9 protein-coding genes and 2 pseudogenes are annotated in these 12,774 nt (G+C 60.5%); 4 read left to right on the top strand and 7 right to left on the bottom strand.

The features are described from left to right. The 3 genes and pseudogenes from ACIOUG_RS21970 to ACIOUG_RS21960 all read right to left on the bottom strand — a co-directional run. Nucleotides 1-159 (bottom strand): annotated as a pseudogene (locus ACIOUG_RS21970) (IMP dehydrogenase); the annotation flags it as partial. 194 nt (nucleotides 160-353) lie between these two features. Then, nucleotides 354-902, bottom strand: a complete 549-nt coding sequence (locus tag ACIOUG_RS21965) for a sugar ABC transporter ATPase (RefSeq protein ID WP_401068627.1) — start codon at nucleotides 900-902, stop codon at nucleotides 354-356. Between the two features lie 173 nt (nucleotides 903-1,075). After that, entirely contained in the window at nucleotides 1,076-1,849 is a 774-nt protein-coding gene (locus tag ACIOUG_RS21960; protein WP_401068626.1) for a sulfite exporter TauE/SafE family protein, read from the bottom strand. Nucleotides 1,850-1,949: 100 nt separating this feature from the next. Between ACIOUG_RS21960 and ACIOUG_RS21955 the strand changes: the two genes are divergently transcribed. From ACIOUG_RS21955 to leuA, 4 genes are all read left to right on the top strand, one after another. Next, nucleotides 1,950-2,837, top strand: coding sequence for a LysR family transcriptional regulator (locus tag ACIOUG_RS21955; RefSeq protein WP_401068625.1), 888 nt, complete (start codon nucleotides 1,950-1,952; stop codon nucleotides 2,835-2,837). Nucleotides 2,838-2,961: 124 nt separating this feature from the next. Then, nucleotides 2,962-4,341: an exodeoxyribonuclease VII large subunit gene (gene xseA / locus ACIOUG_RS21950; RefSeq protein ID WP_401068623.1), complete on the top strand. Its 1,380-nt coding sequence runs from the start codon at nucleotides 2,962-2,964 to the stop codon at nucleotides 4,339-4,341. Between the two features lie 3 nt (nucleotides 4,342-4,344). Further along, the gene (locus ACIOUG_RS21945) at nucleotides 4,345-5,169 is read left to right on the top strand and encodes a peptidoglycan DD-metalloendopeptidase family protein (RefSeq protein ID WP_007964447.1); all 825 of its coding nucleotides are present in this window, start codon (nucleotides 4,345-4,347) and stop codon (nucleotides 5,167-5,169) included. A 477-nt stretch (nucleotides 5,170-5,646) separates the two neighbouring features. Further along, complete coding sequence (gene leuA, locus ACIOUG_RS21940) at nucleotides 5,647-7,326, top strand: 2-isopropylmalate synthase (protein WP_401068622.1); 1,680 nt, start codon at nucleotides 5,647-5,649, stop codon at nucleotides 7,324-7,326. 356 nt (nucleotides 7,327-7,682) lie between these two features. Here leuA and ACIOUG_RS21935 read toward each other — a convergent pair whose 3' ends face one another. The 4 genes and pseudogenes from ACIOUG_RS21935 to bamB form a co-directional block, all read right to left on the bottom strand. Then, nucleotides 7,683-8,474, bottom strand: coding sequence for an amidohydrolase (locus ACIOUG_RS21935; RefSeq protein ID WP_401068620.1), 792 nt, complete (start codon nucleotides 8,472-8,474; stop codon nucleotides 7,683-7,685). Beyond that, nucleotides 8,462-9,610 carry a pyridoxal phosphate-dependent aminotransferase gene (locus ACIOUG_RS21930; protein WP_401068619.1) on the bottom strand — a complete coding sequence of 383 codons (1,149 nt, stop codon included), beginning with the start codon at nucleotides 9,608-9,610 and terminating at the stop codon, nucleotides 8,462-8,464. The genes ACIOUG_RS21935 and ACIOUG_RS21930 overlap by 13 nt, the downstream gene beginning before the upstream one ends. A gap of 249 nt (nucleotides 9,611-9,859) precedes the next feature. Beyond that, a complete protein-coding gene (der, locus tag ACIOUG_RS21925; RefSeq protein WP_401068617.1) occupies nucleotides 9,860-11,332 on the bottom strand; it encodes a ribosome biogenesis GTPase Der in 1,473 nt (490 codons plus the stop codon). Nucleotides 11,333-11,565: 233 nt separating this feature from the next. Then, a pseudogene (gene bamB, locus ACIOUG_RS21920) lies at nucleotides 11,566-12,663 on the bottom strand (outer membrane protein assembly factor BamB); the annotation flags it as partial. Between the last annotated feature and the right edge of the window lie 111 nt (nucleotides 12,664-12,774).

Genomic DNA, 12,774 nt, shown 5'->3' with positions numbered 1-12,774 from the left:
AATCACAATAACCAATACGACATAAACAACAGTAAATTTAATAACGAAGACACGTCAAACGCGGGTCTTGAGACTGACTTCGTTAGGAAGCACCTCGGAATAACCAGGCACTAGGAGAATGTCGTCGAATGTCAGAGCTTCTTGGCTGATACGCAGCATCGCGGGGGCTCCCGAGCGGGAAAATGGAAGCGCGCCATTATAGTCAGACACCCCCTGCTGTTCAATGTAAAACTCAGCCTAATTGATGTACGGCCCCGCTGCTTTCTGTAGGAGCTGCCGAAGGCTGCGATCTTTTGATTCTGTTTTCCAAGATCAAGATCAAAAGATCGCAGCCTGCGGCAGCTCCTACAGGTTCACAGTTCGACTTTTACCCAACTGACAGACTGATCGAGCCAATCGGCGAATTCGTCGATAAAGCTCTGCTTGAAGCCTGCTTCCAGCCAGTTGTTGAAGATGAAACCCAGGTTGGAAAACGCGCATTCCTGCAAGTACAGAAAGCCGTTGATGTCGTCTTCATGCCCGCATTCCGGGCAGGTGAAGTTGTCGGTGCGCCCGGGCATCCAGTCTTCCAGGCTTTCGAACAGCGCTTCGCCGACTTCGCGGCGGCACTCGGCGCAACCGGCCTCTTCGAGAAAGCCCTTGGCCGGGGTGTAGATGCAGCGTTTGGTAATGATCTCCAGACCATTGACCGGTTCACCAAACGGCAGCGCCTCCGGGTGCAACACCACGGCGCGTGCGCCATCGGCGAGGGCAAAGCCCATGCGATTGCCGGTGCGACCGCAGGTGGTCAGCTCTTCCTTGACGATGTTCTTGCGCACCAGCCAGCGCACGATCGCCCGCGCCCGGGGTTCGTGCACCGGCAGGGTGGAGATTTTCGGGACGATGATGCTTTGCGAATTCATGGTGCAAGCCTGCTGCAGATACCGAGATTTACCCCTGTAGGAGTGAGCCTGCTCGCGATAGCGGTGGGTCAGACACATCAAGATCAACTGATACACCGCTATCGCGAGCAGGCTCACTCCTACAAAGGAATTGCGGCCGGCAGCTTAATCCCTGACAGAATCCGGTCAAGTGCTCACGCCATACTAATAATGTAGCGCCCGATCAACGCAATCCCGCTCGCCAACACCAGCCAGGTCACCAAGCGTACAAACGCCTCGCGCGACAAGCGCATGGTCAACCGCCGCCCGATCCACAACCCCAGCGCCATGGCCGGCAACAGACACAGCGCCAGCATCAACAAGCGTAGCTCGGCATACACCCCGGCGATGGCGAACAGGCTCAACCGCACCACCGTGCTGCAACTGATCAGCGCACTTTGCGTGGCCCGCGCCGGGTCTTTCGGCAAACGGCTATTGAGATAGATCGCATACAAAAAGCCGCCACTGCCAAACAGCGCGCCAAACAGCCCGCCCACCGTGCCCATCGGCAGCGCCCATCCGGCCGACAACTGCGTCGGCCGGGTTTTCACCCCCAGGCTGTAAATCGCGTAGGCACTGATAAACAGCCCCATCAACAGCAGCAACAGATCGGATTTGAGGTTGAGCAGGAAAATCACCCCCAACGTGCATCCCACCGCCATGCACGGCAACAGCCGCAACAACTCCGGTTTCGCCACATCCCGCCGCGAAGGCAGCAGATTGCCAAACGCCGCGACGAAATCCAGCAGCACCAGCAGCGGCACGATTTTCGACAACGGCATGAACAGAATCAGAATCGGCCCAGCGACCAGCGCCGTACCGAACCCGGCGATCCCGAAGACGATATAGGCCAGCGCAATCCCCAGCCCGATCACCGCCCAGCCGCCCGCGCCCCACGTCCACTCACTCAACAACCCCGCCACGCTCATCAGTCCGTTTCCTTTATAAGCCTGTGATGACTTTAGCCAGCACCAGGCCTTGCGACTAATATGATCAAAGTCGCTCACCCATCTCGAAAAGGCATACCTGGTGCTTTCTACCCGACAACTGCGCTACTTCGTGGAAATCGCCGAGTGCGGCAGCTTCAGTGCTGCGGCCGAACGGCTGTTCATTGCGCAGTCGGCCCTGAGCCGGCAGATCAAGGACATGGAAAACCGCCTGCAAACCGCGCTGTTCGAACGCACCGCACGCCAGCCCCGGCTCACCGCGGCGGGTGAGGCGTTTTTGCCCCGAGCCAGAAACCTGCTCAATGAACTGAGCAAGGCCAGCGCGATGGCCACCGAGGTCGGCAACGGTCAACTCGGCACGTTGCGTCTGAGTCATTCCAGCACCGTGTCGATCAGCGGACATTTATTACGCCGGATAAGCACGTATCTCGAGCAGCAGCACGGCGTGTCGCTGGACATCGGCAAGCTGTCCTCCGAGGCGCAGCTGGAAGAACTCGCTGAAGGGCGTCTTGACGTTGGCCTGTTGCGTCTGCCGGTGTTGCGTCAGCGCGAAGGCATTCAGGTCGTGCCGTTGTTCACCGAGCGCTTGCTGCTGGCGGTGCCGAACGATCATCGGTTGGCCGCTTCATCCGCTGTCGAACTGGCGCAACTGCGGGACGAAGCGTTTATTTCCATTCCGCATCCGCAGCGCGGCGGACTCAGTTATTTGTGCGCTGACCTGTGCATGCGTCAGGGCTTTTTCCCCAAAGCCGCGCGAGTGATGTCGCGCAAGACCACGCAGTTGCAGCTGATCCAGGCTGGATTCGGGATTGCCCTGCTGCCCGAGTCGATGCAGGACATCGCGCCCAGCGGCGTACGATTTCTGCCGCTGAGCGATCCCGATTGCCAAAGCACCGTCGCCCTCGCTTACCGGCAGAACCCCACGCCACTGGTTCAACACTTCATCAATATGTTCACCCACCCTCTGTAGGAGCTGCCGAAGGCTGCGATCTTTTGATCTTGCTCTCCCAAAAAAAGATCAAAAGATCGCAGCCTTCGGCAGCTCCTACAGGGATTCGTGTATTGCGTCGGAAATTAGCTTTAAACTGCGCCCCATGATTAAAGATCCCTTTGCAAGACTTGGCCTGGACCGTGAAGTCCTGACCGTCAGCCAGCTCAACGGCCGTGCGCGGGTGTTGCTCGAAGACGTGTTCAGCAACATCTGGGTCGAAGGCGAAATCTCCAACCTCGCCCGCCCGGCGTCCGGCCACGTGTATTTCACCCTCAAGGACAGCGGTGCGCAGGTGCGTTGCGCGCTGTTCCGCAATAATGCGGCACGGGTGCGTCAGGCGCTGAAGGACGGTCTGGCCGTCAAGGTGCGCGGCAAGGTCTCGCTGTTCGAAGGGCGCGGCGACTATCAGCTGATTCTCGATACCGTGGAGCCGGCCGGTGACGGCGCGCTGCGCCTGGCCTTCGATGCGCTGAAGGAAAAGCTCAGCGCCGAAGGCCTGTTCAGTGCCGAACGCAAAGTGCCGCTGCCGGCGCATCCGCAACGCATCGGCATCATCAGCTCGCCGACCGGCGCGGTGATTCGCGACATCATCAGCGTGTTCCGCCGCCGGGCGCCGCAGGTGCAACTGACGCTGATTCCGACTGCCGTGCAGGGCCGTGAAGCCACGGCGCAAATCGTCCGCGCGCTGAAAATGGCGGATGCCCGTGGTTTCGACGCACTGATCCTCGCCCGTGGCGGCGGTTCGCTGGAAGACCTCTGGTGCTTCAACGAAGAAGCCGTGGCCCGCGCGGTCGATGCCTGCGTGACGCCGATCGTCAGCGCGGTCGGACATGAAACCGACGTGTCGATCAGTGACTTCGTGGCTGACGTGCGCGCCCCAACGCCCTCCGCTGCCGCCGAATTGCTGGCCCCGGATTCGAGTCACCTGATCCGTCAGGTCGAAAGCCTGCACCGGCGTTTGGTGATGCGCATGCGTGACCGGCTGATGCGCGATCGTCTGCGCCTGGAAGGCATGGCCCGCCGTCTGCGCCACCCCGGCGAACGCCTGCGTCAGCAAGCGCAACGTCTGGATGACCTGGACATGCGCATGCGCCGCGCGTTCGAACGCCAGCTCAATACTCGCCGCGAGCGCCTGATCCGCTTGGAAACCCGCCTCGCCGGGCAACACCCGGGACGCCAACTGGCGATGCTGCGCCAGCGCCTCGACAGCCTCGCCGAACGCCTGCCGCGAGCCATGCGCGAAGGTCTGAAAAGCCGCCGCCTGCAATTGCACAGCCAGATGCAGACGCTGCATGTGGTCAGTCCGCTGGCGACTCTTGGCCGCGGTTACAGCATTCTGCTGGATGAACGCGGTCAGGCGATCCGTAGTGCCGCGCAGACCCACACCGGCCAGCGCCTGAAAGCCAGACTGGGCGAAGGCGAACTGCAAGTGCGCGTCGAGGACAACCACCTGACGCCTGTCACCCTCTCTTTACTGGACTGATCCATGCCGCGTTTTTTTGCTCCGTTATTGTTGCTGTGCCTGACCACTTTCAATGCCCACGCTGACAGCTACATCACCCGCCTGCTGAACAAACCGGTGCCAGGCGGTGTGGCCGTGGTCGATCTGGGCAGCGCCGCGCAGGCGCCAAAAGCCACCTATCAGGGCAAACCGGTGCTGGTGGTGAAAGAACAGAATAACTGGCTGGCGATTGTCGGTGTGCCGCTGACGGTCAAACCCGGCAGTCAGCAGATCAGCAGCGGCGGACGTAATCTGCCGTTCACCGTCGGCAACAAGAAATACCCGGAACAGCACATCACCCTGAAGAACACCCAACAGGTCAATCCGAACCCGGCCAACCTCAAGCGCATCGAGGGTGAGCTGGCCGAGCAGATCAAGGCTTACCGCAGTTTCAGTCCGAACACACCGAGCAATCTGCTGCTGGACAAACCGGTCAACGGGCCGCTGTCGAGCAAGTTCGGCGTGCGCCGTTTCTTCAATGGTGAAGAGCGCAACCCCCACGCCGGCCTCGACTTTGCGGTGCCGGCCGGCACGCCGATCAAGACCCCGGCGGCGGGCAAAGTGATCCTCACCGGCAACTACTTTTTCAATGGCAACACGGTGTTTGTCGATCACGGCCAGGGTTTTATCAGCATGTTTTGTCACATGTCGAAAATCGACGTGAAGGTCGGTGATCAATTGGCCCGTGGCGCGGTGGTGGGCAAGGTCGGTTCGACCGGCCGGGCCACCGGGCCGCATATGCACTGGAACATCAGCCTGAACGATGCGCGGGTGGATCCGGCGATTTTCATTGGTGCGTTCCAACCTTGAATTTGGTGTTGAGGCCACGGGCCTCTTCGCGGGCAAGCCCGCTCCCACAGGTTTTTCGGGTGTACATAATATTCGTGTACGACACGGACACTGTGGGAGCGGGCTTGCCCGCGAATGCGGTCTATCCAATCCGAAAACATCGCTGACACCCGACCAACATCAATTGCGCCCCAATCTAACCTCACGCAAACATCAATAAGAATCGCCAACTTAAACGCAATAAATTTCTGCAAAATCCAGTATTTCGAGTATTCCTCTCAATTTTTTTCGACTGCTTGCCATCCTCTCCCCTCGCGGTTAGGGTTGAAGACATGAAAACCTCTCACACCCTTATTCAGCTTCGCCAGCACCGTAGTTTGTGCCTCGTCAGCGCACGACTGCCGGGCTGAATCGCTGCGCCTCGTCCCAAGCTGTTCCCGAACATTCGTTCCACCGGCAGGCCGCCTCTTTTCGGCCCAGACAATAAGGATTTTCCCGATGAGCATGCTCAAAGACCCGTCTTCGAAATACCGCGCGTTCCCCGTCATCAACCTGCCGGATCGCACCTGGCCGTCGAAAACCATCGACGCCGCGCCGATCTGGTGCAGCTCCGACCTGCGTGACGGCAACCAGTCGCTGATCGAGCCGATGGACGCGGTGAAGAAGCTGCGCTTCTGGAAAACCCTCGTACAAGTCGGCGTGAAAGAAATCGAAGCCTCGTTCCCGGCCGCTTCGCAAACCGACTTCGACTTCGTGCGCACCCTGATCGAAGAAGGCCACATCCCGGACGACACCACCATTCAGGTGCTGACCCAGGGCCGTGAAGACTTGATCGAGCGCACCTTCGAATCCCTGCGCGGGGCGAAGAAAGCCATCGTTCACTTGTACAACGCCACCTCGCCGTCTTTCCGGCGCATCGTTTTCAACCAGGACAAGGACGGCATCAAGGCCATCGCGGTCAACGCCGCCAAGCTGTTCGTCAAATACGCGGCGATGCAGCCGGACACCGAGTGGACTTTCGAATACTCCCCGGAAACCTTCAGCGCCACCGAGCTGGAATTCGCCAAGGAAGTCTGTGACGCGGTGATCGAGGTCTGGAACCCGACACCTGAGCACAAGATGATTCTCAACCTGCCGGCCACCGTTGAATGCGCGACGCCGAACGTCTACGCCGACCAGATCGAATGGTTCGGCCGCAACATCAACCGTCGTGACAGCGTGATCATCAGCCTGCACACCCACAACGACCGTGGCACCGGCGTCGCCGCCACCGAGCTGGGCCTGATGGCCGGCGCGGATCGCGTCGAAGGCTGCCTGTTCGGCAACGGCGAGCGTACCGGTAACGTCGACCTCGTCACCGTCGCGCTGAACATGTACACCCAGGGCGTCAATCCTGAACTGGACTTCTCCGACATCGACGGCGTGCGCAAAGTCGTCGAAGAGTGCAACCAGATTCAGGTGCACCCGCGTCACCCGTACGTCGGCGACCTGGTACACACCGCATTCTCCGGCTCGCACCAGGACGCGATCCGAAAGGGCTTCGCCCAGCAGAAACCGGACACCCTGTGGGAAGTGCCGTACCTGCCGATCGACCCGGCCGACATCGGCCGCAGCTACGAGGCGGTGATTCGTGTAAACAGCCAGTCGGGCAAGGGCGGTATCGCCTACTTGCTGGAACAGGAATACGGCATCAGCCTGCCGCGTCGCATGCAGATCGAATTCAGCCAGGTGGTGCAGCGTGAAACCGATCGCCTCGGCCTGGAAATGACCGCCAAGCAGATTCACTCGCTGTTGATCAGCGAATACCTGCAAGCCAACACCCCGTACGCGCTGGTCAGCCATCGCCTGCAGGAAGAAAACGGCAACAGCGCCGTCGAAGTGGAAGTGGCGAGCAAGGGTCAGGGCGAAACCAACCTGCACTGGCGCGGCAAAGGCAACGGTGCGCTGGAAGCACTGGTGGCCGGCCTGCCGATTCCGGTGGAGATCATGGACTACAACGAACACGCGATCGGCGCAGGCACCAACGCCAAGGCCGCGGCCTACATCGAGTTGCGTGTGAACGGTGAGCGTGCGGTGCACGGCGTGGGCATTGATGAAAACATCACCACCGCCAGCTTCAAGGCGCTGTTCAGTGCACTGAACCGCTCGTTGAGCCAGCCGGAAGCGAAAGCGGCTTAAGCCTTCGCTGACATGCAAAAGGCCCCGGGGTGTGAACTCCGGGGCCTTTTTGTTGAAGATCAAAAGATCGCAGCCTTCGGCAGCTCCTACAGGATGTACGTCGTCCCTATGTAGGAGCTGCCGAAGGCTGCGATCTTTGGCTTTTCAGGTGAACTCGAAGTGTTCAGTGCGCTGAACCGCTCGTTGAGCCAGCCGGAAGCGAAAGCGGCGTAATCTACCGCTGAAACGCGAAAGGCCCCGGAGTGTGAACTCCGGGGCCTTTTTGTTCAGATCAAAAGATCGCAGCCTTCGGCAGCTCCTACAGGATGTACGTCGTCCCTATGTAGGAGCTGCCGAAGGCTGCGATCTTTGGCTGTTCAGGTGAACTCGAAGGTATCCGCATCCAGATTCGCCGGAAAGCGCTCGCGATACGCTGCCAGTGGCGCAGCTTCCAGCACAGCCTTGAACACGCCGTCCGCCTCCCCCGCCGCCAGCAACGTCTCGCCCTGGAAATCCAGCACCTGACTGTCGCCGGTATAGGCAAAGCCCTTGCCGTCGGTGCCGACGCGATTCACCGCCGCCACGTAGCACAGGTTTTCAATCGCCCGCGCCGGCAACAAACGGTTCCAGTGCAGACGCCGTGCACCCGGCCAGTTGGCGGTGTACAGCAGCAGATCGGTGTCCTGTGCGTCGCGACTCCACACCGGGAAGCGCAAGTCGTAGCAAATCAGCGGCCGGATGCGCCAGCCCTTGAGTTCGAACTGCACCTGACGTTCGCCGGGAGTGTAGTGATTGTGTTCGCCCGCCATGCGGAACAGGTGGCGCTTGTCGTAATGCCAGACTTCGCCGTCCGGCCGCGCCCACAGCAGGCGGTTGCGATGGCTGCCGTCCGCCGCCTGAATGATCACGCTGCCGGTGATCACCGCATTGAGCTTCGCGGCCTGCGCCTTCATCCATTTGCTGGTGGGGCCATGCTCGGCTTCGGCGAGGGTTTCCGATTCCATGGAGAAACCGGTGGTGAACATCTCCGGCAGGATGATCAGGTCGGCGCCGCGGGCCTGCTCCAGCAGCACGTCGAAGTGCTCAAGGTTGGCCTGACGGTCGTGCCAGGCCAGGCTGGTCTGGATCAGCGCCAGATGAAGATCGGGTAATGCACTCAGATCACGCATAGTTTTGCCGCTGCCTCGCGCAGCGTCTCCTCGCGTTTGGCAAAACACAGACGCACCAGGCGCTGGCCCTGCGGTGGATTCTGGTAGAACACCGACACCGGAATGCTCGCCACGCCATGCTCCCGAGTCATCCAGATCGCCATGTCGACGTCGTTCAAGTCAGGGCGGATCTGCGAGTAGTCGACCAACTGGAAATACGTGCCGGTCACCCGGGTGAAAGTGAAGCGCGACGGCGCCAGCAAATCGCAGAACAGGTCGCGTTTGGCCTGATAGAAACCCGGCAGCTCTTCCACGTGCTCCGGGTGTTCGGCCATGTAATCGGCCAAGGCGTATTGCAACGGCGTGACCCCGCAGAAACTGACGTACTGATGCACCTTGCGCAGCTCGGCGGTGAGCGCCGGTGGCGCAACCACGTAGCCGGTTTTCCAGCCCGTGACGTGATAGGTCTTGCCGAACGAGCTGACCACGAACGCACGCTGATACAGCTCTTCGTGGGCCAGCACGCTGACATGCGGCACGCCGTCGAACACCAGGTGTTCGTACACCTCGTCGCTGATCAGGTAGATGTCGCGACCACGGATCAACTCCGCCAGTTGATCCAGCTCGGCACGGCTGATCAGTGCACCGCTCGGGTTGTGCGGGGTATTGATGACGATCATTTTCGTGCGCGGGCTGAGGGCCGCGGCGAGCTGGTCGAAATCGATGGAGAAATCGTTCGGGTTCAGTTGCACATGCACGCAGCGGCCGCCCGCCAACTGCGTCGCCGGCTCATAGCTGTCGTAGCACGGGTCGAACACGATGACTTCGTCGCCGCTGTGGATAACCGCCTGAATCGCACAGAAGATCGCCTGGGTCGCACCCGGCGTGACGGTCACTTCGCTGTCGGCATCGACTTTCACGCCATAGCTGCGCGCGATCTTCGCCGCGATCTGCTCACGCAGCGCCGGCAGACCGGTCATCGGTGAATATTGATTGTGGCCGCTGGCGATATGCCGACCGACCGCGTCACGCAGGGATTGCGGGCCGTCGAAATCAGGAAAACCCTGGGACAGGTTGATGGCTCCGGTCTGCGCCGCGAGCTGAGACATCTGCGTGAAAATAGTGATGCCGACATTCGGCAGCTTACTGGTGATCATCGAGGGGTTCCCTGCTCTACACCCGGCTCTGACGGCGGCGCGGGAGAGCCCGAGAATAGCCCATCCGGCGCCCATAAAAAAAGGGCGCTCAACCGAGCACCCTCTTTATCGCCGAACCCGGTAGGAGCTGCCGCAGGCTGCAATCTTTTGATCCTGCCTTCAAAGCAAAGTCAAAAGATCGCAGGCTTCGCCAGCTCCTACAGAAGCGGTTGAGCGTTCCCACGCAATTGTAGGAACAATCAACCTTGATCACTTCTTGTCGCGGCGCTTCTTGCTAGCTTTCTTGTTGTGCGACATCAAGCGACGCTTCTTGTTGACCTGGCGGTCGGTCAGCGTGTTCTTGTTGCCTTCGTACGGGTTCTCGCCGCCCTTGAACTCGATGCGGATCGGCGTACCGACCAGCTTCAGCACACGGCGATAAGTGTTCTCCAGATAGCGCACATACGACTTCGGCACTTTCTCGATCTGGTTACCGTGAATCACGATGATCGGCGGGTTCGCGCCACCCAGGTGAGCGTAACGCAGCTTGATCCGGCGGCTGTTGACCATCGGCGGCTGGTGCTCGCTGACCGCGTCTTCGAGAATCTGCGTCAGGCGGCTGGTCGGCCAGCGGGTCACCGCGGACTTGAACGAGTTCTGTACCGAAGCGTAGAGGTTGCCTACGCCCGTGCCGTGCAGCGCCGAGATGAAGTGAATGTCGGCAAAGTCGACGAAGAACAGACGACGTTGCAGCTCGACCTTCACATAGTCGCGCTCGCTCGGGGTCATGCCGTCCCACTTGTTGATCGCGATCACCAGCGCACGACCGGCTTCGAGGGCGAAGCCCAGCAGGTTGAGGTCGTGATCGACCACACCTTCGCGGGCGTCCATCACGAAGATCACCACGTTGGCGTCTTTGATCGCCTGCAGGGTTTTGACCACGGAGAATTTTTCAACTTCTTCGTGGATCTTGCCGCGCTTGCGCACACCGGCGGTGTCGATCAGCGTGTACTTCTCGTCGTTACGCTCAAACGGGATGTAGATACTGTCGCGGGTGGTGCCGGGCTGGTCGTAGACGATCACCCGGTCTTCACCGAGCATGCGGTTGACCAGGGTCGACTTGCCGACGTTCGGACGGCCAATGATGGCGATCTTGATCCCGTCTTTTTCGCTCGGGCCAGGAATGCGCTTGGCTTCCTCGCCTTCGGCGACGATCTCTTCCTCTTCGCCTTCCTGCGGCTCGTCTTCGTCACGCGGGAAATCGCTCAGTGCCGCTTCCAGCAGCTGAGTGATACCACGGCCGTGAGCACCGGCGATCGGGATCGCGTGGCCCATGCCCAGCGGGGCGAATTCAGCGCGGGCCATTTCCGGGTCGATGTTGTCGACCTTGTTGGCGACCACGTGAGAACGCTTGTTACGCTTGCGCAAGTGTTCGGCGATCATCTGGTCGGCGGCGGTGAAACCAGCCTTGGCATCTACCAGGAACAGCACAACATCCGCTTCTTCAATGGCCAGCAGCGACTGCTCGGCCATTTTTTCGTCCATACCGTGTTCGTCACCGGAGATACCGCCGGTGTCGATCAGAATGTAGGAACGCCCTTGCCACTTGGCCTCACCGTACTGGCGATCACGGGTCAGACCGGACAAGTCGCCGACGATGGCGTCGCGAGTCCTGCTCAGGCGGTTGAACAAGGTGGATTTGCCGACGTTCGGTCGGCCCACCAGGGCGATTACGGGAACCATGCGGCTCTCCACTTCGTTATTTCAGAAAATACAAAAGCCGCTGCGAGGCAGCGGCTGGTGCTCGGGGCATCACTGTGGGAGCTTTCTGTGAGAGCGAGCCTGCTCGCGAAAAACGCAATGGCACCGCGTTTGTTCAGGCCGTAAACATTAGCGTCGACGTCCTTCGCGAGCAGGCTCGCTCCCACATTCATCCCCACAGGTGAAGCCGCTTGGGATCAACCCAAGCATAGTTGTTACTTGATGGTCAGGGCTTCCAGTTTGCCGCTGTTGCCATACACATAGATCGTGTTGCCCACCACCAGCGGACGGGCACGCAGGCCGTCACTGTCGATACGCTCACGACCCACAAAACGACCGTCCACCTGGCTCAACAGGTGCAGGTAACCTTCCAGGTCACCGACGGCTACGTAGCTGGAGAACACTTCCGGAGCCGACAGCTGGCGGCGAGCCAGCGCATCGTTGCTCCACAGTGCAGTGGTCGAACGCTCGTCCACGCCTTCAACGGTGCCCGAAGACAGGCTCACGTAGACGTTGCCGAAACCTTGCGCAACACCGGCATAGCTCGATGCATCGCGCTGCCACAGTTGGCGACCGCTCTGCAGATCCAGTGCCGCAACGCGACCCTGATAGCTGGCGACGTAAAGGGTTTCGCCGGACAGCAGCAGACCGCCGTCGATGTCGACCACGCGCTCCAGTTCCGAACGACCGGTTGGAATCGCGACCCGTTGTTCCCACACCGGCACGCCGTTGGAAATGTCAAGGGCAACCACTTTACCGGTCGACAGGCCAGCCACTGCGAGGCGGTTGGTCACGACGGGGGCGCTGGTGCCGCGCAGGGTCAGTACCGCAGGGGTGCTGTCGTAGGTCCAGCGACGGTCGCCAGTGGCAGCGTCCAGACCGATCAGACGATCGTCCTGAGTCTGTACCACTACGACGTCACCGTTGTTGGCCGGTGGCGCGAGGACTTCGCTGGATACCCGGGCGCGCCACTTCTCTTCGCCGTTGATGGCGTCGAGCGCAACGATTTCACCTTTCAGGGTACCGATCGTGACCAGACCGTAACCCACGCCAACGGCACCGGAGACAGGCAGTTCAAGATCCTTTTTCCACTTCACGTCGCCATTGCTGCGATCCATGGCCATCAGCACGCCGGTCACGTCGGCCGCATAGATGGTGTCACCATCAATCGCCGGCACCAGCATGTTGTAGGTTTCGCCCTGACCGTCACCGATCGAACGGCTCCACTGCTTTTGCAGAACCACTTCTTCTTTGAAGTCGGTCAGCTCGGCCGGTGGCAGTTCTTTTTTGCTGTTGCTGCTGCAACCCGCGGCCGCATTGGCCGGGGCGGGGGTGGGGGGGGCGTGGGAGGGGGGGGTGGGGGGGGTTTGGGTGGGGGGGTTGGTGGGAGGGGGGGGTTGGGGGTGGGGGGGGGGGGTGGGGGG

Source organism: Pseudomonas sp. NPDC087803 (assembly GCF_044742995.1).
Classification (GTDB): Bacteria; Pseudomonadota; Gammaproteobacteria; order Pseudomonadales; family Pseudomonadaceae; genus Aquipseudomonas.
This window is presented reverse-complemented; position numbering and strand designations above follow the sequence as displayed.